Below are 23,199 nucleotides of genomic sequence, written 5' to 3'. Positions count from 1 at the left end.
TGTGCTGATGTCTTGTCGGTTGCGCCGGCGTTACGGGTTACGCTCAGGCGGTTTGCGCCTTGAACTTGAGCCCTTGCTGTTCCGCCTGCTCGGTGCCGAACAGCTCGATGCCGGCGCGGATCACTTCGGGGCCGATGCCCAGCGCCCAGGCTGCGCCCACCGCGGCCAGGACGTTTTCGACCTGGTAGGCGACGGCGCCGTTTTCGGTCAGCGGGATGGCATCCACCGAACTGACCTTGGATTGGCGCTCGCCTTCGGCCTGGATCAGGTCGCCGTCGCGCAGGAATACCGCGCGGCCGCCGTTCTTCAGGTGTTCTGCCAGCAGCGGCGACTCCGGCTGGATGCCGAAGAAGATCACTTCGCCGTCGCACAGCTGCGCCATGTCGGCCACCAGCGGGTCGTCGGCGTTGAGCACGGCGGCGCCGTCCGGCAGCACCACGTCGACCTGGGTGCGCTTGACCTTGGTCGCCATTTGCTCGGCGTTTTCGATGTAGTACTCGGGCAGGCTGTCGTTGGGATCGATGTTGGCCACCACGCCGACCAGGCAACGGTCGTAGGCCAGGCCTTCGGAGAGGATGGAGACGCTGCCGTTCTCGAACACCGCGGCTTCCACCGCGCGGTTGAGCAGCACGCGGTGGGCGGCGCCCCAGTTGGCGCGGTTGCCGCGCTCGACCAGGCGTTCGCCGAAATACAGGCCGTCGCCGCAGGCCAGGCCGACGTGCTTGCCGGAAAGGTGGATGATGCGCGCGATCAGGCGCGAGATGGTGGTCTTGCCGTGGGTGCCGGTGACGCCGACCACGGGGATGCGGCCGTTCTCGCCTTCGCCGAACAGGTTGTTGACGATGGCTTCGCCGACCGGGCGCGGCTGGCCTTCGGACGGTTTCAGGTGCATCAGCAAGCCGGGGCCGGCATTGACCTCGACGATGGCGCCGCCCTGGTCGGCCAGCGGGCGCGAGATGTCTTCGGCGACGATGTCGACGCCGGCGATGTCCAGGCCCACGATGCGCGCGGCCAGCGAGGCGGCGGCGGCCACGCTGGGGTGCACCTGGTCGGTGACGTCGGCCGAGACGTTGCCGTTGCGCAGCAGCAGGATGCGGCGGCCGGCGGCCGGCACCGATTCGGTGGTCAGGTTCTGGCGCTGCAGCTCCAGCACGGCGGCCGGTTCGCGTTCCAGCAGCACCGGGTCGAGCAGGTGCTCTTCCAGCAGGCCGCGGCGCGGGTCGCGGTTGAGTTCGTCCAGCAGTTGCTGCACGGTCGACTTGCCGTCGCCGACGATGAAGATCGGCTCGCCGCGGGCGGCCGCGGCCAGCTTGCCGCCGACGATCAGCAGGCGGTGTTCGAGGCCGGGCACATAGCGCTCGACCAGCACGCCGCTGCCTTCTTCCAGGGCGGCCTTGTAGGCGGTCTCGATTTCCTCGCGGGTGTTCAGGTCGATGAAGACGCCGCGGCCGTGGTTGGCGTCGCAAGGCTTGACCACCACCGGCAGGCCGATGTCTTCGGCGGCGTCCCAGGCGTCTTCCGGGCTGTCGACCAGGCGGCCTTCGGGGACCGGCACGCCGCAGTTTTCCAGCAGGGTCTTGGTCAGGTCCTTGTCGCGCGAGATGCTTTCGGCGATGGCACCGGTCTGGTCGGACTCGGCGGTCCAGATGCGGCGCTGCTTGCAGCCGTGGCCGAGCTGCACCAGGTTGCCCTCGGACAGGCGGATGGTGGGGATGCGGCGCTCGTCGGCGGCGTCGACGATACAGGCGGTGCTGGGGCCCAGGCACAGCTTGTCGACCATGCGGCGCAGCTTTTCCAGCGTGGCGTCGAGGTCGTAGGGCTTGTCTTCGATGGCGGCCATGACCAGGTCGCGCGCGGCGTACAGCGCGGCGCGGGTAACCGTTTCATGGCGGGCGCGCACGACTACCTTGTAGACGCCGCGCACATTGGTCTCGCGCGCCTTGCCGAAGCCGCCCGGCAGGCCGGCCAGGTTTTGCAGTTCCAGCGTGACATGCTCCAGGATGTGGCCGGGCCAGGTGCCTTCTTCCAGGCGCTTGACGAAGCCGCCGCGCACTTCATAGCTGCAGCGGTGCTCGATCAGGCTGGGCAGCCAGGAGGTCAGGCGCTGATTGAAGCCGGGCAGGGTATTGGAGGGAAAGTCTTCCAGTTCGCCGATGTCGATCCATACTTCGAGGGCCGAACGGTAGGTCCAGATGTTGGGACCTTGCAGGGGCAGGAAACGGAGGAATTCGATATTTTTCATGTCGGTGGATGGGCCGCGTAATGTGCTGTCTGATGCTGCTTTTGTTGCCGTCGAGCTATGTTTTGTTGTCTGGTTTTATTGTCTGTTTGTCATTCTGGTCAGTATTTCGTCAGAATAAACCATGCCTCACTAACGCGCCGGAGTACGATTGGTTTACTGGTTGAGGCAAAAAGACGGACAGCGCGGGTGCAGTTGGGCGATATTGTCTCAGACTGTCTCCCGCTCATGGCGGGAATTTCGCCGTGTCGCGGCCGTTGTCGCATCTGGCGGGAAATGGCTTCCAGCGATCCCGGCCCGCGTCCACCGTTTTTGGGGGTCTTGCGTTATGACAGCCTGTGGAGCGCTATAATCGCGCGCTGCTTATGCCGGATGGCGCCTTCCGGCTGCATACCTCCAACTTTTGCCGTTAAATGACTACTGTTTCCCTTCCTTCCGCCATCGCCAGCCTGCCCGAGCGCTGGAAAACGGAAATCGCAGCCCGCCTCGCCGCCAACGAAAAGATCGTGGCCTGGCTGGAGTTGGATCTCGATACGCAATTGCAATTCAAGTCCTCGCTGGTGGTGGCCACCGAAACCCGTTTGCTGGCCAATACGCCGGGGGAGAGCGCCTGGCAAGAGTGGACCTACCACCCGGGACTGTCGCTGAAGCATTTCGACCATGCCGGCGTCGGCACCCTGGAACTGTGCGATGCCCAAGGCCGGCTGGCGGCGTGGCGCTACACGCTGGCGCAAAACCCGCAGGCGCTGCGCCTGATCAAGCTGTTCGAACAGCAGCGCGACATGGCGGCTTCCGGCGTGGCGCCGGAAGAAGAGGGCGGCGACATCTGTCCGCAGTGCAAGGCGCCGATTCCTGAAGGACAGGAAATCTGTGCCATCTGTCCCGAGGTCAAGGAGGCGCCGCCGTCGACCTGGGCGCTGTTCCGCCTGTCGCGCTTCGCCAAGCCCTACAAGGGCTCGCTGCTGCTGGGCTTCCTGCTGACGCTGGCCTCCACCGCCGCCACGCTGGTGCCGCCCTACATGACCATGCCGCTGATGGACAACGTGCTGATCCCGTTCCAGAACGGTGCGCCGATCAATACCCACCTGGCCATGCTGTACCTGTCCGGCCTGCTGGGCGCGGCCTTGCTGGCCTGGGGCCTGGGCTGGGCGCGCACCTACATCCTGGCGCTGGTGTCCGAGCGCATCGGCGCCGACCTGCGCACCACCACTTACGAACACCTGCTGCGGCTGTCGCAGGAGTACTTCGGCGGCAAGCGCACCGGCGACCTGATGGCGCGCATCGGCTCCGAGACCGACCGCATCTGCGTGTTCCTGTCGCTGCACCTGCTGGACTTCGCCATCGATGTGCTGATGATCCTCATGACGGCCGGCATCCTGATCTCGATCAACCCGTGGCTGGCGCTGGTGACCTTGCTGCCGCTGCCGTTCATCGCCTGGATGATCCATGTGGTGCGCGACCGCCTGCGCCACGGCTTCGAAAAGATCGACCGCATCTGGTCGGAAGTGACCAACGTGCTGGCCGATACCATCCCCGGCATCCGCGTGGTCAAGGCCTTCGCCCAGGAAAAGCGCGAAGTGGCGCGCTTCCGTGAAGCCAACCGCCACAACCTGATGGTCAACGACCGCGTCAACAAGATCTGGTCGCTGTTCACCCCGACCGTGACCTTCCTGACCGAAGTCGGCCTGCTGGTGGTGTGGGTGTTCGGCATCTGGCAGGTGTCGAACAACCAGATCACGGTGGGCGTGCTGACCGCCTTCCTGGCTTACATCAGCCGCTTCTACACCCGCTTGGATTCGATGAGCCGCATCGTGTCGGTGACGCAGAAGGCCGCCGCCGGCGCCAAGCGCATCTTCGACATTCTCGACCACGTCTCCAGCGTGCCAGAACCGGCCAACCCGGTGCACCTGAAAAAGGTGGAGGGCGCCATCGAGGTGCGCAACATCGGCTTCCGCTACGGCAACCGCGCGGTGATCCGCAACATGAGTCTGAACATCGCGCCGGGCGAGATGATCGGCCTGGTCGGCCACAGCGGTTCGGGCAAGTCCACCATGGTCAACCTGATCTGCCGTTTCTACGACGTTTCCGAAGGCGCGATCCGCATCGACGGCGTCGACATCCGCTCGCTGCCGATTTCCGAATACCGTCGCAACATAGGCCTGGTGCTGCAGGAGCCGTTCCTGTTCTTCGGCACCATCGCCGAGAACATCGCCTACGGCAAGCCGGACGCCACGCGCGAAGAGATCGTGGCCGCCGCCCGCGCGGCGCATGCGCATGAATTCATCCTGCGCCTGCCGCAGGGCTACGACTCGCTGGTGGGCGAGCGCGGCCAGGCCTTGTCGGGCGGCGAGCGCCAGCGCATTTCGATTGCGCGCGCGCTGCTGATCGACCCGCGCATCCTGATCATGGACGAGGCGACTTCGTCGGTCGACACTACGACCGAGAAGGAAATCCAGAAGGCGCTGGACAACCTGGTGCAGGGCCGCACCACGATCGCCATCGCCCACCGCCTGTCGACGCTGCGCAAGGCCGATCGCCTGGTGGTGCTGGACCGCGGCCAGGTGGTGGAAGTCGGCAATCATGATGAACTGATGGCGCGCGAAGGCCATTACTACAAGCTGTACCAGGCGCAGGCGCGCAATCCCGAGGGCGAGGCGGAAGTATCGGTCAGCCAGGCCGAGGGAGGAGAGTGAGCATGACTACAACCGCAACAAGCGCCGCGGCATCGCTGGCATCCATCGCCTTGCGCCGCAACAGTTTCGGCCGCCTGGTCTTCATCGACGCCGAAGGCGTCGAGAGCGAGAATGTGGTGCCGGTGCGGGCATTCCCGATCGGCGCACCGGACCACGGCATTTCCATCGTCAGCAGCGACGGCCATGAACTGGCCTGGATCGAGCGGCTGGAGCAGGTCGGCGCGGAAGTGCGCGCCCTGATCGAAGAGGAATTGGCCTGCCGCGAATTCATGCCGGAGATCCTGCGCATCGTCAGCGTCTCGACCTATGCCACCCCCAGCGACTGGACGGTGGAAACCAGCCGCGGCGTCACCACCTTCACCCTGAAGGGCGAGGAAGACATCCGCCGCCTGCCGCAGTCGGCCTTGCTGATTGCCGACAGCCACAGCATCCAGTTCCTGGTGCGCGACAGCCGTGCGCTGGACAAGCACAGCCGCAAGATACTGGATCGTTTCCTCTGATCTCCTGATGGGAGAACCTGTTCTCGACGGCTCCCGCCGAGATCGTCAACAGGTTCTCAGAAGCCCTTGCTGAGCGTCATCCAGGCGCGCACCGACGATTGCCGCGCCACCAGCGACGATAAGCCGCCGATGCGTGTGGCCAACGCGGCGCTGGCGCGCCACAGGTCCGGCCCGATCCAGTTCAGGCCGACGCCGGCGCCGGACAGGGTGGCGCTGTTTTCGGCGGTGCTCCATGGACGGCGGTTCGCTTTCACGTAGGCGCTGTCGATGAAGGCCAGCGCCTGCCATTGGCCGGCCAGCGGGCTGCCGAGGTCATGGCGCCATTCCACCGTGCCAAGGTAGCCGGTATCGCCCGAGGCGGCGCCGATGTCATAGGCGCGCACGCTGAACGGGCCGCCGGCCGTCATCTTTTCCGCCGAATCCAGGTTCGAATCGGCCCATTGCGCCGCCAGGCTGACATACAGCGTATCGCGCTGCCCCAATCCTTGCAGGCGCGAGACATTGGCATTCCATTTGGAAAAACCGCCACGGGTGCGGGCAGTGGCATCGTCGGCGCTGGCCGCCGCGGCATCGTCGAAGACGACCCGGCCATTGGTCCAGCCCAGGCTCCATGCGCTGAAGCCGCCGGCCAGCAAGCTGTCGCGCAGATCGCCGTTCAGGCTCAGCACCCAGTTGGCCAGATGGCGATCGGTATTGACCCCGCCGCTGTCGATATGGTCGCGCAAGCGCTTGGCGTCGTATTGCACCTGCGCATAGAGGTTGGCCTGTTTGCCGCGCAGCAGCGGTTGCCTTGCCCACAGGCTGGCGACGCCGGCAGTGCCGTTGGCGCCCAGCGCGTTGAGCTCGCTGCCGAGTTTGTAGCGCAGGTAGGAATAGGCCGCGCCGACCCGGGTGCCGCTGCCGCTGACCAGGGTGTCGTAGCTCACGCGGCCGTAGTTCATGCCGTTGCCGGTAGTGAGCAGGCTGGCGCTGAGGATGTCGCCGTGATGCAGCGGGTTGAGCAGGCTGATGTTGCCGCTCAGGCGCGTGCGGCCAACATAGCGGTTGCCGTAATTGTCCAGCGCCAGGCTGACCGGCGCCGCGGGATTGTCGTTGGCTTCGATATCCAGGTCCGAGGTGCCGACCGCTGCGCCGGGCTTGAGGGAAGCGCTCAGGCCGACGCCGGGCACGTCCGACAGCAGCAGCAATGTGCGGTCGAGTTCGTTTCCGGCGATCGCCTGGCCGCCTTGCAGCGGCGCCAGGATGGCGTTGAGCACGGGATCGCCGACTTTGCTGCGGTTATTCAGGCTGACCTGGCCGTAATGCGCTTCCACCACCTGGATCACCACTACGCCATCGCTGATCGTTTGCGCCGGAATGATGGCCCGCGCCAGCGGAAAGCCGTGATTCTGGTAGTAGGCGGTAATGCGGCCGGCCAGTGCATTGAGCTGCTCCAGCGTCAGGCGCTGGCCTTCCTGGTCGGCCACCAGCGCATGCAGTATTTCGGTGGCGAAGGCAGTATTGCCGGTGATGCGCAGGTGCTTTACTTCAAACGGTGCCGATGCCGGCAAGCCGGCTTCACTGCGCGGCGCGATTTGCAGCGTCGGCGCGTTGGATGGCGCCGCGGCCGGGACGCCCGGTTGCAGCTGCTGCAGGATGGCACCGGAATCGGGCGTGCCGGGGCCGGCCGCATGGGCGTCGAGCGTCGCCAGCAGCAAGGCGGCGGCCAGCGGTTTCAACAGGAATGCTGGCGAAGATGCGGACATCATGGATTGTTCTCTTTATTGGTCGAGGGGGATGCTCAGTTCCGGTTGTCGGCGATGGAGGCGGGCGGCAGTTTTACACCGGCATCCAGGATTTTCAGGGTCGGTGCCAGCGAGGGGATGCCGGGCTGGATGTTGACCGGCCGCGAGGCCGGGAGCTCGCTGCTCTTGTCGCCTCCGCCGTCATCCTGATGTAGCGCGATCGCCGGTGGCGGCAGTTGCAACGGCAATTGCGGGGCGGGTTGCAGCGAGGCCAGCAGCGGCGACTGTGCATCGGCGATGGTGTTGCGGACCTGCTGGGGCAGCGGTGTTTGCGGCAGGGCAGCGCTATCCGGATTAGCGACCGCCACTGGCGCCGGGCTGATGTTGGCCAGCGTGGTGGCCTGGCCGCCCAGCGTATAGTTGCCGCCGTCCGCTCCGCCCAGGCTGTTGCTCAGGTTGACGGTCTTGCCGGTGCCGACGGCGGCATCGGCGAAGGCGCCGGTGGAGTGCAGCGTGACCTGATCCGTGCCGATCACGGGGCTTAGCGTCGCGCCGGCCGTGTTGACGGTGGCGGAGGTCGTGCCGTCATAGGTCTTGTTGTTGGCGGTGATGCCGGATACGGTGAGCGCTGCGGGCGTAATGTTGGCGGTCAGGTTGGCGGGGGCCGCCAGGTTGTAATTGCCGGCGTCGGCGCCGGAGAGGGTGTAGCCGCTGACGGTAACCGTTTTACCGTTGCCGACGTTCTTGTTGGCGAATGTTCCCACACCGGTTCCACCCAGGCTGACGGCGTCGCTGCCGAGGGCAGTCACGGCGGCGGTTCCGGCCAGTGCGGCGGCGGTGCCGGCGTCATAGACCTTGTTGCCGGCGGTGAGGCCGGTAATGGCGAGGCTGGCTGGGGTGATGTTGGCGGTCAAACCCGTGGGTTGGACGATGGTGTAATTACCGGCGTCGGTACCGGACAGGGTATAGCCGCTGACGGTGACCGTTTTACCGTTGCCGACATTCTTGTCGGCGAATGTTCCCATGCCGGTTCCTCCCAGGCTGACGACGTCGTTGCCGAGGGCAGTCACGGCGGCGGTTCCGAGCAGCGTGGCACCGGTGCCGGCGTCATAGGTCTTGTTGCTGGCGGTGACGCCCGTGACGGCGAGGCTGGCTGGCGTAATGTTGGCGGTCAAGCCTGTCGGTTGGACAAGGGTGTAGTTGCTAGCGTCGGTGCCTGACAGGGTATAGCCGCTGATGGTGACAGCCTTCCCATTGCCGACGTTCTTGTTGGCGAATGTTCCCACACCGGTTCCGCCCAGGCTGACGACATCGCTGCCCAGGGCGGTCACGGTGGCAGTCCCGGCCAGTGTGGCGGCAGCGCTGGTGTCATAGGTCTTGTTATTGGCTGTGACGCCCGTGACGGCGAGGCTGGCTGGGGTGATGTTGGCGGTCAAGCCTGTCGGCTGGACGATGGTGTAGTTGCCGGCAGCAGCGCCCGACAGGGTATAGCCGGTGACGGTGACGGCCTTGCCGTTGCCGACGTTCTTGTCGGCGAATGTCCCTACGCCGGTTCCGCTGACGGTGATGACATCGCTGCCCAGGGCGGCCACTGCAGCCGTTCCGGACAAGGCGGCGGCGGTGCCGGCGTCATAGGTCTTGTTGCTGGCGGTGACGCCGGTGACGGAAAGCGATGCGGGGTTCACCGTCAATGTGCCGTTGGCGTAGCTGATGATGTAGCCTTGCTGGTTCGAGTACAGCCCGCCGGGCGTAATGACATAGCTGCCGACATTGGTCGCGCCTTGGGATGTGCCGCTATAGCTGACCGAACCGAGCACGTAGCCGATCAGGTTGTTGCTACTGGAGAAGCTTACGCTGCCGCTGGAGTAGGCATAGCTGTCGTAGGTTTTGGTGACATTGTTTGCCGTCACCATGAGGGGCGTCATGAACGAGCGCAGCAGCGGCGCGGTCTGGCCGCTGTAGCTGATCCAGGTATTGGAGAAATCCCAACTGCCGAAATTGCTCTGCTGCTGCATTTGCGCAGTCGTCAGCCCCGTGCCAAGTCCGCCGGCCGATGCGCTTTGGCCGGATGTGGCCGTATTCCAGTAACTGTTGGCCGCTGTGGCGGAATTGGTGTAGCCGACCAACCCGCCAATGCCATTGCTGCTGCCGCTGACGGCGCCCGTGGCATAGCTGTTGGTAATGCTTGCTGCGGCGTTTGTCGATGTGATGGACCCCACCAGCCCGCCTGCATAGCTGCCGGAGCTGTCGTTGCTGACAGCACCCGTGGCGTAGCTGTTGCTGATGGGACCTCCCTGGCTGTTTCCTACCAGCCCGCCAACAGAATTATGGCCGTTGACGGCGCCTGTGGAATAACTGTTGCTGATCGCACCGTTGAACATGAGTCCCACCAGGCCGCCGAGATCGCTGGAGCGGCTGCCGCCGATGACCGCAACCGTGGCGTAACTATTGCTGATGGTGCCGCTGCCCGAATAACCCACCAGGCCGCCGGTGTAATTGATGCCGTCGGTAGCGGTGCTGCGGTTGATCGTGCCGGTGGCATGGCTGTTGCTGATCGTGCCGGTGTTATATCCAATCAGCCCGCCGATGTAGAAACTGCTGTCGACCACGTTGATGGCGCCGGTAGCGTAGCTGTTATTGATCGAACCGGAATTGTTGCCGACCAGGCCGCCGATGTAACTGTTGTTGCTGTAGGCGACGTTGACGGAGCTTGTCGCATAGCTATTTCTGATGGCGCCGGAGTTGAATCCCACCAGACCGCCTATTGTGCCGGGGGTAGCGCTTCCGGCACTGACGGCGCCGGTGGCGTAGCTGTTGCTGACGGTGTTTCCAAAGTTGGCCCCGATCAAGCCGCCAACGCTGTCGTGCCCGGTCATGCTGACATTGACCAGTCCTATGTTACGTATTACGGCGGTTCCGTTGACGATGCCGAACATCCCGATGCCGCCCACAGTTGGCCTATTGCTGGTGAGATTGCTGATGGTATGGCCCAGGCCATCGAAATTGCCGGTGAAATTGGTAGTGCTGTTTCCTATGGGCGTAAAGCCGGTATTGCTGTTCCATCCGGATGTCGCGGTAGCGTCGATATTGCTGCCGAGTACGTAATTCTTCGCTAGATTGGAGGTTGCCGCCATGCCTTGCAGGCTGGCCGTGGCAGGCGCTGCCGTCGCATCCCCTTGCGCGCCCAGGCTGTTGATCACGATGTAGTTGATCGTGGTGCCATCGGAGCCCAGTTTGGTGCTGAAGCTGGTGCCGGTGGCAAGATTGACCGGCGCATTGACCATATTCGTGCTGGTGTTGCCGGCCGCGACCGCCCCTTGTCCATATTGCAGCGCAAGGCCCGCGCTGCCTGTCGCCGTCATGGCGGAATTGATGTTGATGTTGTTTTGGGCGTTCAGGGTCAGAGTGTTGGCGCTCCAGGAAACGGTGTCATTGACATTGACATTGCCAGCGGTTCCGCTCGTGCCATTGGCGCTTTGGATGGTGACATTGCCGCCGCTCAGCGCGGCGGAAAGTTGCGCGCCGGTCTGGTCGCCGCCGCTGGCCGCAATCGTGTAGTCCACCGGGTCGATCAGCCAGGTGCCGCTCTTGCCGCCGGGGGCGCGTGTGGTGACGCCGGCATCGCTGGCGATCTTGACGCGCGCCGCCGAGGTTTCGATGAAGCCGCCGTTGCCGCCGTTGGGCGCGCTTGCATCCAGCGTGCCGCCAACGTTCACTTGCCCGGCCGCCATGCCGCCGAGGAGGGTGATGGTGCCGTTCCGGTTTTCCACCGTATGCGCCTGGATCACGCCGGTGTTGTTCACCACGCTGGCCAGCAAGGCATCCTTGGCACCGGCATTCATGATCACCATGCCGCCGTCGGCCTTGATCAGGTCGCGGTTTTCGGCCAGGTTGTTCAAGGTGCTCTGGTCCACTTGCATCTTGACCAGGCTATTGCCGTCGAAGGTCAGCGTCACGGCGCTGCCGGCGCCAAGGGCGACGGCGCCGAGCGGGGCGTTGATGGTGCCCTGGTTGCTGACGGCGTTGCCCAGGAAGGCCACGTAACCGCCGTTGGCGGCATTGATCGTCCCCTGGTTGACGATACTGCCGGTGCCGGTCCCGGCGAAGCTGCGGGCGGCGCCGCTCAGGGCGGCATCGCTGATGCCCAGCGTCGAGGCCACCAGGCCGCCGACGTTGACTTGCGCGCCGGAGCCGAACAGGATGCCGTTCGGATTGATCAGGTAGACCTGGCCGTTGGCGTTGAGCTGGCCGAGTATCTGCGTGCCGTTCGTATCGGTAATCCGGTTGACGGCGATCGCGCTGGCCGATGGCTGCACGAAGTTCACCGTTTCCTGGCGCCCGATGTTGAAACTGTTCCAGTTCAGCGACAGGTTCTGGCTGGATTGCGTGATGGTGGTGGTCGTGCCGGCGGAGGAAATGCTGCCGGACCCCGCGCTAACCTGTCCGCCAAGCGGCGCTGCCTGGACGGCGGTGCCGGATAGGGAAAGCGCCACCAGAACGAGTTTGCGCCGGGAGGTTTTCCCACGCCCGCGCGCGGTCTCGGCGACCGCTACCCAGGCGTTGGACAACTGGCTCCAGACCAGGCGGTAAATATGGTTCATCGACGCGTGCCGGCTCATCATGCCCTCTGTTTGTAATATTTCAACGATCCTAGCTTTTTTTGTTTTAACGGGCGTCCCCCAAATGGGGGGTGAAAAGGATCCGATGAAATGTGGAGGAAAGAGGGGAAATGCGTCTTTAAACGCTTTGTTTAGCGACTCCCAGCAAGAGTTTGACGAACCGGGCGCGCGTGTCGACGCCGAGCTTGCTGTAGATATTTTTGATATGCGTGCGTATCGTGTTCGGGCTCACGCCGAGCGTATCGGCCACCTCCCTGGCGGATTCATGGTCCAGCAAGGCGACGGCGACGCGCGCTTCCGTCAGCGTCAGTCCGTAAGCCTGCTGGAGGACAGCGGGATCGATCGCGATCTTATTGGCGTCGTCGGTTATGAAGACGATGGCGGCGAATGCGCTTCCGCCGAATTCGTTGTGCGATCCCAGCGCGGAGAATTGCAGGACGTAGCGGGCAGGAGAGGATAGGTGCGGTACGGTGAGCGATTTGGAAAAGTGCGGCGTGGCGTAGGGATCGATGCGCAAGGTCGCGGCGATGGCATCGCCGATCGCCTTGCTGGCCGATACCGTTTCCGCCATCAGGCTGCCGAGGCCGGCCTGGTGGCTGTGCCGATGCAGGCGCAGGCCGTCCCTGTCGGCCAGCATGCGTTGCGCCGCATGGTTGGTGAAGGTCACCGTTCCCGTCGCATCGAGCAGCAGGACGCCGGATGCCAGGCGGTCCAGGGCGGCCTGGCTGGTCGCCAGGGTCAGTTCGGTCGAGCGCAGGCGATGCATGACGCCGAGGGAGCGCGACAAGTGCGGGCCTAGTAAACGCAGGCGGGTGCGGTCAGTTTCATTGAAGTCCGCGTGGTGAGAGCCCCTGAAGAAAGAGCAGATGGTGGGGAGCGATGTTTCCGATTCCGAGCCGAAGACGATGCTCCCCAATAGCTGCACCATGTTCTCGTTGCGGGACAGGCAGGCTTTGTAAAAATTGGATTGCAGCAACTGCGCGCGGGGAATCAGTTCATCGCCCACCACGAGGTTTCCCGTCACATACTGGTTGCGCTCGGCCATGGCGATTTTCCAGACATCGTCGGCATAGTACTTTTGCACGTACTGGTCGACATGGTCCTGTTCGATGCCATGCAGGAAAAAATAGCCGCCGTTCTGTGGCGTATGCAGAAACGAATACAGGATGCCGGCCGGCGCTTCCAGGTAATCGGCGATGGCCGGCATGATGTCCCTGGTCCAGCGCTCTGGCGCCGTGGCGCCTTCATAAATCAATTCGACCAGGTGGTTGAAACGCACCAATTCCTGCGTCGTCGAATCCATGCCTTCCCCTTTTTATAACCGGCCTTAATGTCTTGTTCTTTGGCCTAATATAAATGGGAATTGTCAGCGTTTGCTGACAGAAAACTGACGCATTGCTGACAGTTGAAATTGTTTTTCGGCAAGGCAGGCGCATGTCGCGCGCCGGTTTGAAGACTGGTATCAGAACTGCTCGTCCGGCCGGAGATAGCGCCATTGCCCCGGCGGCAGCTCGCCCAGCTTGACGCCGCCGATGCGCACGCGCTTCAGGCCGATCACTTTCAACCCCACCATGTCGCACATGCGGCGGATCTGGCGCTTCTTGCCTTCGCGCAGCGTGAAGCGCAGCTGGTCCTCGTTCTGCCAGACCACCTTGGCCGGCCGCAACGGCTTGCCGTCCATGACCAGGCCGTGGTTGAGCCGCTTGAGGTCGCTGTCGGGCAGCTTGCCTGGGCGCAGGTATTTCACCCGCACCAGGTACTCCTTGTCGACCGCCGAGTCTTCGCCGATCAGTTGCTTGGCGATGCGGCCGTCCTGGGTCAGCACCAACAGGCCCACCGAATCGATGTCCAGTCGTCCGGCCGGCACCAGGCTGCGCAGTTGCCTGGGGTGGAACTGCATGTCGGTGTCGTCTTCCTTCCAGCGCGATTCGGCATTGACCAGCGCCACCGCGGGTTTGTAGCCGTCCTCGGCCTGGCCGCTGACGTAGCCCATCGGCTTGTTGATCAGGATGGTCACGCGCTGGGCCTGCTCGGCGCTGGCCTGGCGCTCCACGGTGACCTTCTGGTGCGGCAGCACCTTGCTGCCGAGCACGGACACCACTACGCCATCGACGCGCACCCAGCCTTTTTCGATCCACTCGTCGGCTTCGCGGCGCGAGCACAGGCCGAGTTCGGACATGCGTTTGGAGAGGCGGACGGGTTCGGTCATGGAAGGGCCTTGCGAATACACGAATACATAAAGGCGCCGGCGCGCGGCGAGGGTGAGATTGTACGGCTTTGACGGCCGGCGCGCCAAGGCGGGGCGCCGGCCCGGCGGGTCAGATTCGCAGCGTGGCCAGCAATTCGGTTTCCAGCAGGATCTGGTTGCGCGGCTGGGACAATCCCGGCCCGTCGATCAGGAACACGTCTTCGACGCGTTCGCCCAGCGTCATCACCTTGGCGGTGTGCAGGTTGATCTTGTATTTGGCCAGCACATTGGAAATCGAGTAGAGCAGGCCGGCGCGGTCGTTGGCCGAAACCGACAGCAGGTAGTACTGGCCGCGCTCGTCGGGGCGCAGGTCGACCGCAGGGTTGATCGGGAAGGTGCGCGACAGCCGCGACAGCCTGGCCTTGGAGGGAGCCGGCAAGGGCGCGTCCGACTGCAGCAGTTCGCCCAGTTCATGCTCGATCAGGTTGATGATGTCGCGGTAGTTCTTGGCGAACACCGGCGCGTTGATCAGGAAGGCATCCAGCGCGTAGTTGTTCTGGGTGGTGTGGATCTTGGCGTCGAAGATGCTGAAGTTCTTCTGGTCGAAGTAGCTGCAGATGCGCGCGAACAGGTCGGGGCGGTCGGGCGTGTAGACCGCGACCTGTACGCCTTCGCCGATGGGGGCCAGGCGGCAGCGCACCAGCGGCACGCTGGTGTCGGTCTTGTCGTAGAAGCAGCGGGTTTGCCAGGCGATGTCGGAGGCATCGTGGCGCAGGAAGTAGGCCACGTCCAGCTGCTGCCAGAACTTCTCGTGGGCGTCGGCCGGCAGGCCGTACAGGCGCAGCGTCTTGATGGCTTCCTGCTGGGTGTTCTTCAGCTCGCGGTCGGCCGAGGGCGCTTCGCCGCCCAGTACGCGCAGCGTGATGCGGTACAGGTCTTCCAGCAGCTTGCCCTTCCAGGCGTTCCACACCTTCGGGCTGGTGCCGCGGATGTCGGCCACGGTCAGCAGGTAGAGCGCGGTCAGGTGGCGCTCGTCGCCGACCAGGCGGGCGAATTGGGAGATCACGTCGGGGTCCGACAGGTCCTGCTTCTGCGCCACCTGCGACATGGTGAGGTGGTGCTGGACCAGAAACACGATCAGTTCGGTGTTTTCTTCGGAAACGCCGTGCTGCTCGCAGAACTGGCGCGCATCGACCATGCCCAGCTCGGAGTGGTCGCCGCCGCGGCCCTTGGCGATGTCGTGGAACAGCGCCGCCACGTACAGCACCCAGGGCTGCCCGAAGTTGGCCATCAACTGGCTGCAGAACGGATATTCGTGGGCGTGTTCGCTCATTGTGAAGCGGCGCACGTTGCGCACCACCATCAGGATGTGCTGGTCGACCGTGTAGACGTGGAACAGGTCGTGCTGCATCTGGCCGACGATATGGCGGAAGTTGGGCAGGTAGCGGCCCAGCACGCTGGTGGCGTTCATGCGGCGCAGCGCGTGCGTGATGCCGCGCTTGCTTTGCAGGATCTGCATGAACAGCCGGTGGTTTTCCGGGTTGGCGCGGAAGGCGTTGTCGATCTTGAAGCGGGCATGCCACAGCGCGCGCATGGTGCGCGCCGACATGTCCTTGAGTTCGGGGTGCTCGGCCAGCACCAGGAATACCTCCAGCATGGCCGAAGGCGTCTCTTCGAACAGGTTGCCGTGGGCGATGTCGACGAAGCCGTTGACTTCGTTGAAGCGGTCGTTGATGCGCTTGGGCACTTCCTGCTGCGGGAACAGGTGGGCTTCGATGTTTTGCAGCAGGATGGTGTTGAGCTGGGTCACCGCCTTGGCCGCCCAGTAGTAGCGCTGCATCAGGTATTCGCTGGCGCGGCGGGTATCGCTGGTCTTGAAGCCGAAGCTTTCGGCGATCGGCGTCTGGATGTCGAACACCAGGCGGTCTTCGCGGCGGTTGGTCTGGAGGTGCAGGCGGATGCGGATGTCCTTGAAGGCGCGCTCCTTCTGGCGCAGCTGGCGCGCTTCGGTGGCCGTCAGCATGCCGTGCTCGGCCAGCTTGCCCCAGGAGTCGCCCAGCCCGGCCGCCTTGGAGACCCACAGGATCACCTGCAGGTCGCGCAGGCCGCCGGGGCTTTCCTTGCAGTTCGGCTCCAGGCTGTAGGGGGTGTCTTCGTACTTGATGTGGCGCTGGCGCATCTCCAGCGTCTTGGCATGGAAGAAGGCCAGCGGGTCGAGCGCGGCCTGGTAGCGCTCCTGCAACTGCTTGAACAGTTTGCGGCTGCCGGTGACCAGGCGCGCTTCCAGCAGGCTGGTCTGCACCGTGATGTCGGCGGCGGATTCGTCCATGCATTCGTCGACGGTGCGGATGCTGTGGCCGATTTCCAGGCCGATGTCCCAGAGCAGCTGGACCAGCGATTCGAGCTTCTCTTTTTCCTGGCCTTCGGCGGCCTTGGGAAGCAGGATCAGCACGTCCACATCCGAATACGGGAACAGTTCGCCGCGGCCATAGCCGCCGACGGCCACCAGGGCGGCCTCGGCCGGCATGCCCAGCTCCGTCCAGGCCTGCGAGAGCGCTTCGTCGACGTTGCGGCGCAACTGGGTCAGCAGTTGTTCCGGCTTGTGGTTGGACTGGAAGACATCGATGGCTTGCTGGCGTGCGGCCTTGAGCTGCTTTTTGAGGGTGACGGCGAGTGTCGGCATCGGCTTGAATGGGGATGGGAGCAGAGGGCTTGTCTTTGGGCTGTTTATCTTTGGCCGTCCCTTGGGTGGCCGGGACGGCGAGCGGATCCTAAGCAGGTTTCATGCCGAATGCCTTGCGGATAAGCATAGCGCTGAAACGTTTCGGCGGAAATTACGATGACCGGGTTGTCGTTCATCGCAATTTCCGCCGAAGCAGGGTAGCCGTGTCGGGAAACGGATCAGGCGGGGGCCGTCGCCAGGTTCTGGATGAACGCCGGCGGCGCCGGCATGCCGGGCGACACCGTCAGCACTTCAAAGCCGGTCTCGGTGACCAGCACGGTGTGTTCCCACTGCGCCGACAGGCTGCGGTCCTTGGTCTTGATGGTCCAGCCGTCGCCCATCTCGCGGATTTCGCGGCGGCCGGCGTTGATCATCGGCTCGACTGTGAAAATCATGCCGGCCTGCAACTTTTCCAGCGTGCCGGGGCGGCCGTAGTGCAGCACTTGCGGTTCTTCATGGAAGACCTTGCCGATGCCGTGGCCGCAGAATTCGCGCACCACGCTGTAGCCGGCCTTTTCGGCATGCTGCTGGATGACGTGGCCGATGTCGCCCAGGTGCGCGCCCGGCTTGATCTTGGAAATGCCCAGCCACATGCATTCATAGGTGATGTCGGTCAGGCGGCGCGCCAGGATCGACGGCTCGCCCAGGTAGAACATGCGGCTGGTGTCGCCGTGGTAGCCGTTTTTGATGACCGTGACGTCGATATTGAGCACGTCGCCGTTCTTCATCACCTTGTCGCCCGGGATGCCGTGGCAGATCACGTCGTTGAGCGAGGTGCAGATGGCCTTGGGGTAGGGGGTGTAGCCGGGCGGGCAATAATTGAGCGGAGCCGGGATGGTGCCTTGCACATTTGTCATGTACTCGTGGCAGAGGCGGTCGATCTCGCCGGTGGTCACGCCGGGCTTCACGAAGGGGGCGATGTAGTCCAGCACTTCGGCGGCCAGGCGGCCGGCCACGCGCATGCCTTCGATGTCTTCGGCGGTCTTGATGGTGATGTTGCCCATGTCGTATCGTTAATTCGCAGGAAAATCTGTCAAGTAGGAATTATAGTCTAGAGGCCGCCGACGCGCCGGAGGGCTGGCATCCGATGTTGAAGTGGTGCTTGAACAAAGTGGCGTAATTGAGTACAATCTCGGGCTAACCTGAAATCGGGTTGGAGGCGATGTAAATGGCGCGAGCCGTATGTTGCCTTAATTGAATGTATTTTTGAAACGCGAATCCGTTCGCCAAAGGGTGTCTGGCTGCATGAGCCGGATGACCGAGCGGATTCCAGACCTAACCCTGGAGAAATTCATGTCCGTTACCATGCGCGAAATGCTGGAAGCCGGTGTCCACTTCGGTCACCAAACCCGCTTCTGGAACCCCAAGATGGCCCCGTATATCTTCGGTCATCGCAACAAGATTCACATCGTCAACCTGGAAAAGACCCTGGGCATGTACCAGGAGGCGCTGAAGTACGTGCGTCAACTGTCGTCCAACCGCGGCACCATCCTGTTCGTCGGCACCAAGCGCCAGGCGCGCGAAATCCTGGCGACCGAAGCGCAGCGCGCCGGCGTGCCTTACGTCGACCAGCGCTGGCTGGGCGGCATGCTGACCAACTTCAAGACCATCAAGACCTCGATCAAGCGCCTGAAGGACATGGAAGCTGCAGTCGAAGACGGTTCGGTCGAGAAGCTGTCGAAGAAGGAAGCCCTGCTGTTCCGTCGCGAACAGGAAAAGCTGCAGAAGGCCATCGGCGGCATCAAGGACATGGGCGGCATTCCTGACGCCATCTTCGTGATCGACGTCGGCTACCACAAGGGCGCCATCACCGAAGCCGCCAAGCTGGGTATCCCGGTCATCGGCGTGGTCGATACCAACCACTCGCCCGAAGGCGTGACCTACGTCATCCCGGGTAACGACGACTCCGCCAAGGCGATCGCGCTGTACGCCCGCGGTGTGGCTGACGCCGTGCTGGAAGGCCGCGCCAACGCCGTCAACGAAGTGGTCGAAGCCGTCAAGGGCGACGAGTTCGTCGAGGTCAGCGAGCAAGCGTAATTCCGCTTTCGCTGGTGCAGTACAAAAAGGGGTGACAGCGATACGCGCAGTGGCCCCTTTTTTTTGAGTTGATTTTTGGACTAATTTTGGATTAAGGCGCGTTGCCGCGGGCGGCGCGCCATCAAGTCAGGAGAATAGTATGGCGGCAATTACCGCAGCAATGGTGGGCGAACTGCGCGCAAAGACCGACGCGCCGATGATGGAATGCAAGAAGGCGCTGACCGAAGCCGAAGGCGATCTGGTCAAGGCTGAAGAGATCCTGCGCGTCAAGCTGGGCAGCAAGGCTTCCAAGGCTTCCTCGCGCATCACCGCCGAAGGCGTGGTCGCGACCTACATCAGCGGCAACGTCGGCGCGCTGATCGAAGTCAACTGCGAAACCGACTTCGTGACCAAGAACGAAGAATTCATCGGCCTGGCCGAAGCCGCCGCCAAGCTGGTCGCCGAGCAGAACCCGGCCGACGTGGCCGCGCTGGGCGCCTGCAAGCTGCCCGACGGCAAGACCCTGGAAGAACTGCGTACCGAACTGATCGGCCGCATCGGCGAAAACATGTCGTTCCGCCGCTTCCAGCGCTTTGAATCGGCTGCCAAGCTGGTGTCCTACCTGCACGGCACCCGTATCGGCGTGGTCGTCGAGTTCGACGGCGCCGACGTGCAAGTCGGCAAGGACGTGGCGATGCATATCGCCGCCATGAAGCCGGTCGCCCTGTCGGCCGAGCAAGTGCCTGCCGACCTGATCGAGAAGGAGCGTTCGGTCGCGTCCCTGAAGGCTGCAGAATCCGGCAAGCCGGCCGATATCGTCGCCAAGATGGTCGAAGGCTCGGTGCAGAAGTACCTGAAGGAAGTGTCGCTGTTCAACCAGGCTTTCGTGAAGAACGACAAGCAAAGCGTCGAGCAGATGCTCAAGGCTACCAACTCCACCGTCAAGTCGTTCGTGATGTACGTGGTGGGCGAGGGCATCGAGAAGAAGCAGGACGACTTCGCCGCCGAAGTGGCAGCGCAAGTGGCTGCAGCGAAACAAGCGCAGTAAGCGTGGTAAGAAGAAAGCGGGCCGAGAGGCCCGTTTTTTTAAGCCCGGCCGGAACTTTTGGGGCGGGCGGCATCTATTGTCATGGTTTTGCCCGGTCCACGGGGTGAAGCGGCGGCAGGTGCGGATCAAGTAGTATGCAACACTGGCGCAGCAGTAACGGCATGCAAGTGCCCGCATTTTCGCATGGGGAGCGCGCCATCCCGCCGATGCGAAGAAGCGTGCGGGCCAATCGACAAGCAATAATTCAAATCGGATAGAACACGGAGCCCTGCAATGACAACACCTGCTTACAAGCGCGTACTCCTCAAACTTTCCGGCGAAGCACTGATGGGCGACGACGCCTACGGTATCAATCGCGCGACCATCGAACGCATGGTCGCGGATGTGGCAGAAATCAGCAAACTGGGGGTCGAACTGGCCATCGTGATCGGCGGCGGCAATATCTTCCGCGGCGTGGCGCCCGGTGCGCAAGGCATGGATCGCGCGACCGCCGACTACATGGGCATGCTGGCCACCGTCATGAACTCGCTGGCGCTGGCCGACGCCATGCGCCAGGCCGGCATGACCGCCCGCGTGATGTCGGCCATCGGCATCGAACAGGTGGTCGAGCCCTATGTGCGCCCCAAGGCGCTGCAGTACCTGGAAGAGGGCAAGATCGTGGTGTTCGCCGCCGGCACCGGCAACCCGTTCTTCACCACCGACACCGCGGCGGCGCTGCGCGGTTCGGAAATCGGCGCGCAGATCGTGCTCAAGGCCACCAAGGTGGATGGCGTGTACACCGCCGATCCGAAGAAGGATCCGTCGGCCACCCGCTATGCGGCGATCTCGTTCGACGAGGCCATCGCCAAGCACCTGCAGGTGATGGACGCCACCGCGTTCGCGCTGTGCCGCGACCAGAAGCTGCCGATCAAGGTGTTCTCGATCGTCAAGCCGGGCGCCTTGAAGCGCGTCGTGATGGGCGAAGACGAAGGCACCTTGGTGCACGTCTGAGTCCCGGCCCGCAAGCAAACCGGCCATGCGCCGGTATTCCCGTTTACAATGCCCCCGCATTGGGCATTTGCATTCAAGACAAGTTATTGCATCAGATTAGGAGAGCAGCATGAGTGTCGCTGACGTCAAGAAGAACAGTGAACAAAAGATGGGCAAGTCGATCGAGACCCTGAAGGCCAACCTGGCCAAGGTCCGTACCGGCCGCGCCCATACCGGCCTGCTGGACCAGGTGATGGTGGAGTACTACGGCAGCCCGACCGGCCTGTCGCAAGTGGCCAACGTGACTCTGATCGACGCCCGCACCATTGGTGTGCAGCCGTACGAGAAGAAAATGGTGGCCGTGGTGGAAAAGGCCATCCGCGAATCCGACCTCGGCCTGAACCCGGCCACCCACGGCGACCTGATCCGCGTGCCGATGCCGCCGCTGACCGAAGAACGCCGCAAGGAAATGGTCAAGCTGGTCAAGGGCGAGGCCGAAGATGCCAAGATCGCGATCCGCAACATCCGTCGCGAAGGCAATGAAAGCCTGAAGAAGCTGGTCAAGGACAAGGTGGCGTCGGAAGACGACGAGCGCCGCGGCCAGGACGAAATCCAGAAGCTGACCGACAAGTTCGTCGCCGAGATCGACAAGCTGGTGGGCGAGAAGGAAAAGGAAGTGATGACGGTGTAAATGCCGTCGGGCAGGACTTGCATGCGGTTGTCGTCGCACGGCGCCGCATGCCGCAGCAACAACACCCAAAGGAAAGGTGCGGCGGAGCGGCCGACGGGGGCGGGAAGATGCCCGGTTCCCCGGTTTGTCAAAGTTTCCCTGGCCGCGCTACTATGGTGCGGCCGAACGCCATCAATGCACTAAATAATTTTCATGAAGCATCAAAGCTCAACTCTTGCGGTTCCGGACATTTCCGCGGTTCCGCGTCATGTTGCCATCATCATGGACGGCAACGGGCGTTGGGCAACCAAACGTTTCCTGCCGCGCGTGGCGGGCCACGCCAAGGGCGTGGATGCGGTGCGTTCCATCGTCGAGGCCTGCGCCGCGCGCGGCGTCGAATTTCTGACCCTGTTCGCATTCAGTTCGGAGAACTGGCGCCGTCCCGCCGACGAAGTCTCGGTGCTGATGCGCCTGTTCATGACGGTGCTGGAGCGCGAAGTCGGCAAGATGGCGGCCAACGGCATCCGCCTCAAGATCGTTGGCGACATGAGCCGTTTCGACCCCAAGCTGCAGGAGATGGCGCAGCGGGCCGAGGCGCAGACCGCCGGCAACAGCCGCCTGACGCTCACCGTCTGCGCCAACTACGGCGGCCGCTGGGATGTGATGCAGGCGGTGTCGGGTATGGTCAGGGACAATCCCGGTGTCCACGATTTTTCCGAAGAGCAACTGGCGCCCTACCTGGCGATGGCCTATGCGCCCGAACCGGACCTGTTCATCCGCACCGGCGGCGAACAGCGCATTTCCAATTTCCTGCTGTGGCAGCTGGCGTACAGCGAGCTGTATTTCACCGATACCTTTTGGCCGGACTTCGATGCCGCGGCACTCGACCTGGCCATTGCCTCGTACCAACAACGCGAGCGCCGCTTCGGGCGCACCAGCGCGCAAGTGCTGGACCAGAAAAAGGCTTCCTGATGCTCAAGACGCGTGTCATCACGGCGTTGATCCTGCTGGCAATCCTGTTGCCGATCCTGTATTTCGATTATTTCCCCGCGTTTGCGATGGCGGTGCTGGTGTTCTTCGCCGCCGGCGCCTGGGAATGTTTCCGCCTGTTCAAGAGTCCGCGTCCCGCCGTATGGGCCGTGGTGTGGACGCTGGCGTTCAGCGTGATCCTGTTCTTCAGCGGCTTGCCCAGCGTGCGCCCGCTGTATGTCCTGTGCGTGGTGCTGTGGGCGATACGTTTCGCGCCGGCGCTGGGGCTTGGCTTGCCCAAGGCCGAGGCGTTCGCCAACCGGCTGCTCAACGGCACTTACATGCTCTCCATCCTGGGCTGCTTTGTCGCCATCGTCGACCTGTTCCAGCGTTCGCCGCTATATCTGCTGTCGGTGATGGCGGTGGTCTGGGTGGCTGATATCGGCGCCTATTTCGCCGGCAAGGGGTTCGGCCGCCACAAGCTGGCGCCCTCGATTTCCCCCGGCAAGTCCTGGGAGGGCGCCATCGGCGGCTGGCTGGCGGTGCTGGTGATTTCGGCCGCGGTGGCGATGTCGGTCGGCCTGGGCGAGACTTTCCAGTTGCACCTGTATGAGCGCTGGGGCTGGCCCGGCTTCGTGGCCGCGCTGAGCGTGATGGTCGTGGCCAGCGTGGTGGGCGACCTGTTCGAGTCGCAGCTCAAGCGCCGCGCCGGCATGAAGGACAGCAGCAACCTGCTGCCGGGCCACGGCGGCGTGCTGGACCGTATCGATGCGCTTATCCCGGTGCTGCCGCTGGCGGCGCTGATCGACCTCTGGCTGGCGGCAGCCTGAGCGTCTTGAACT

The 23,199-nt window shown here is 63.5% G+C and carries 15 protein-coding genes; 8 read left to right on the top strand and 7 right to left on the bottom strand.

From position 1 onward, the window contains the following. Positions 1-43 precede the first annotated feature (43 nt). On the bottom strand, positions 44-2,242 hold the full coding sequence (gene cphA / locus J7548_RS03510; RefSeq protein ID WP_290970377.1) for a cyanophycin synthetase: 2,199 nt from the start codon (positions 2,240-2,242) through the stop codon (positions 44-46). A 410-nt stretch (positions 2,243-2,652) separates the two neighbouring features. Here cphA and J7548_RS03505 point away from each other — a divergent pair, with 410 nt between their 5' ends. Both J7548_RS03505 and J7548_RS03500 read left to right on the top strand, forming a co-directional pair. Further along, on the top strand, positions 2,653-4,932 hold the full coding sequence (locus J7548_RS03505; protein WP_290970375.1) for an ABC transporter ATP-binding protein: 2,280 nt from the start codon (positions 2,653-2,655) through the stop codon (positions 4,930-4,932). 2 nt (positions 4,933-4,934) lie between these two features. Then, entirely contained in the window at positions 4,935-5,432 is a 498-nt protein-coding gene (locus tag J7548_RS03500) for a DUF1854 domain-containing protein (RefSeq protein ID WP_290970373.1), read from the top strand. A 56-nt stretch (positions 5,433-5,488) separates the two neighbouring features. Here the strand turns inward: J7548_RS03500 and J7548_RS03495 are convergent, their stop codons facing one another. The 6 genes from J7548_RS03495 to map form a co-directional block, all read right to left on the bottom strand. Continuing rightward, positions 5,489-7,180 carry a ShlB/FhaC/HecB family hemolysin secretion/activation protein gene (locus tag J7548_RS03495; protein ID WP_290970369.1) on the bottom strand — a complete coding sequence of 564 codons (1,692 nt, stop codon included), beginning with the start codon at positions 7,178-7,180 and terminating at the stop codon, positions 5,489-5,491. A 32-nt stretch (positions 7,181-7,212) separates the two neighbouring features. After that, positions 7,213-11,757: a YDG domain-containing protein gene (locus tag J7548_RS03490; RefSeq protein ID WP_290970368.1), complete on the bottom strand. Its 4,545-nt coding sequence runs from the start codon at positions 11,755-11,757 to the stop codon at positions 7,213-7,215. Positions 11,758-11,893: 136 nt separating this feature from the next. Beyond that, positions 11,894-13,078: a helix-turn-helix transcriptional regulator gene (locus tag J7548_RS03485; RefSeq protein WP_290970366.1), complete on the bottom strand. Its 1,185-nt coding sequence runs from the start codon at positions 13,076-13,078 to the stop codon at positions 11,894-11,896. Positions 13,079-13,237: 159 nt separating this feature from the next. Continuing rightward, complete coding sequence (locus tag J7548_RS03480) at positions 13,238-13,984, bottom strand: pseudouridine synthase (protein ID WP_290970364.1); 747 nt, start codon at positions 13,982-13,984, stop codon at positions 13,238-13,240. A 109-nt stretch (positions 13,985-14,093) separates the two neighbouring features. After that, positions 14,094-16,646, bottom strand: a complete 2,553-nt coding sequence (locus J7548_RS03475; RefSeq protein ID WP_290970361.1) for a [protein-PII] uridylyltransferase — start codon at positions 16,644-16,646, stop codon at positions 14,094-14,096. A 218-nt stretch (positions 16,647-16,864) separates the two neighbouring features. After that, positions 16,865-17,689: a type I methionyl aminopeptidase gene (gene map, locus J7548_RS03470; protein WP_290970358.1), complete on the bottom strand. Its 825-nt coding sequence runs from the start codon at positions 17,687-17,689 to the stop codon at positions 16,865-16,867. 289 nt (positions 17,690-17,978) lie between these two features. Here map and rpsB point away from each other — a divergent pair, with 289 nt between their 5' ends. From rpsB to J7548_RS03440, 6 genes are all read left to right on the top strand, one after another. Further along, the gene (gene rpsB / locus J7548_RS03465) at positions 17,979-18,722 is read left to right on the top strand and encodes a 30S ribosomal protein S2 (protein WP_290970355.1); all 744 of its coding nucleotides are present in this window, start codon (positions 17,979-17,981) and stop codon (positions 18,720-18,722) included. A 139-nt stretch (positions 18,723-18,861) separates the two neighbouring features. Then, entirely contained in the window at positions 18,862-19,749 is an 888-nt protein-coding gene (gene tsf / locus J7548_RS03460) for a translation elongation factor Ts (RefSeq protein ID WP_290970352.1), read from the top strand. Between the two features lie 273 nt (positions 19,750-20,022). Further along, on the top strand, positions 20,023-20,739 hold the full coding sequence (gene pyrH / locus J7548_RS03455; RefSeq protein WP_290970349.1) for a UMP kinase: 717 nt from the start codon (positions 20,023-20,025) through the stop codon (positions 20,737-20,739). 109 nt (positions 20,740-20,848) lie between these two features. Then, a complete protein-coding gene (gene frr / locus J7548_RS03450; RefSeq protein ID WP_290970347.1) occupies positions 20,849-21,409 on the top strand; it encodes a ribosome recycling factor in 561 nt (186 codons plus the stop codon). A gap of 192 nt (positions 21,410-21,601) precedes the next feature. Next, positions 21,602-22,360, top strand: coding sequence for a polyprenyl diphosphate synthase (gene uppS / locus J7548_RS03445; protein ID WP_290970345.1), 759 nt, complete (start codon positions 21,602-21,604; stop codon positions 22,358-22,360). Then, a complete protein-coding gene (locus J7548_RS03440; RefSeq protein WP_290970342.1) occupies positions 22,360-23,187 on the top strand; it encodes a phosphatidate cytidylyltransferase in 828 nt (275 codons plus the stop codon). Before uppS ends, J7548_RS03440 begins: the two co-directional genes overlap by 1 nt. Positions 23,188-23,199 lie beyond the last annotated feature (12 nt).

It is taken from the genome of Herbaspirillum sp., from assembly GCF_017744395.1.
Classification (GTDB): Bacteria; Pseudomonadota; Gammaproteobacteria; order Burkholderiales; family Burkholderiaceae_D; genus Herbaspirillum.
Note: the sequence above shows the minus strand (reverse complement) of the source record. Positions and strands in the feature narration are given on the sequence as shown.

Coding starts and splice junctions, on each gene's coding strand:
- cphA (WP_290970377.1), bottom strand. CDS start 2,242: ATGAAAAATATCGAATTCCTCCGTTTCCTGCCCCTGCAAGGTCCCAAC.
- J7548_RS03505 (WP_290970375.1), top strand. CDS start 2,653: ATGACTACTGTTTCCCTTCCTTCCGCCATCGCCAGCCTGCCCGAGCGC.
- J7548_RS03500 (WP_290970373.1), top strand. CDS start 4,935: ATGACTACAACCGCAACAAGCGCCGCGGCATCGCTGGCATCCATCGCC.
- J7548_RS03495 (WP_290970369.1), bottom strand. CDS start 7,180: ATGATGTCCGCATCTTCGCCAGCATTCCTGTTGAAACCGCTGGCCGCC.
- J7548_RS03490 (WP_290970368.1), bottom strand. CDS start 11,757: ATGAACCATATTTACCGCCTGGTCTGGAGCCAGTTGTCCAACGCCTGG.
- J7548_RS03485 (WP_290970366.1), bottom strand. CDS start 13,078: ATGGATTCGACGACGCAGGAATTGGTGCGTTTCAACCACCTGGTCGAA.
- J7548_RS03480 (WP_290970364.1), bottom strand. CDS start 13,984: ATGACCGAACCCGTCCGCCTCTCCAAACGCATGTCCGAACTCGGCCTG.
- J7548_RS03475 (WP_290970361.1), bottom strand. CDS start 16,646: ATGCCGACACTCGCCGTCACCCTCAAAAAGCAGCTCAAGGCCGCACGC.
- map (WP_290970358.1), bottom strand. CDS start 17,689: ATGGGCAACATCACCATCAAGACCGCCGAAGACATCGAAGGCATGCGC.
- rpsB (WP_290970355.1), top strand. CDS start 17,979: ATGTCCGTTACCATGCGCGAAATGCTGGAAGCCGGTGTCCACTTCGGT.
- tsf (WP_290970352.1), top strand. CDS start 18,862: ATGGCGGCAATTACCGCAGCAATGGTGGGCGAACTGCGCGCAAAGACC.
- pyrH (WP_290970349.1), top strand. CDS start 20,023: ATGACAACACCTGCTTACAAGCGCGTACTCCTCAAACTTTCCGGCGAA.
- frr (WP_290970347.1), top strand. CDS start 20,849: ATGAGTGTCGCTGACGTCAAGAAGAACAGTGAACAAAAGATGGGCAAG.
- uppS (WP_290970345.1), top strand. CDS start 21,602: ATGAAGCATCAAAGCTCAACTCTTGCGGTTCCGGACATTTCCGCGGTT.
- J7548_RS03440 (WP_290970342.1), top strand. CDS start 22,360: ATGCTCAAGACGCGTGTCATCACGGCGTTGATCCTGCTGGCAATCCTG.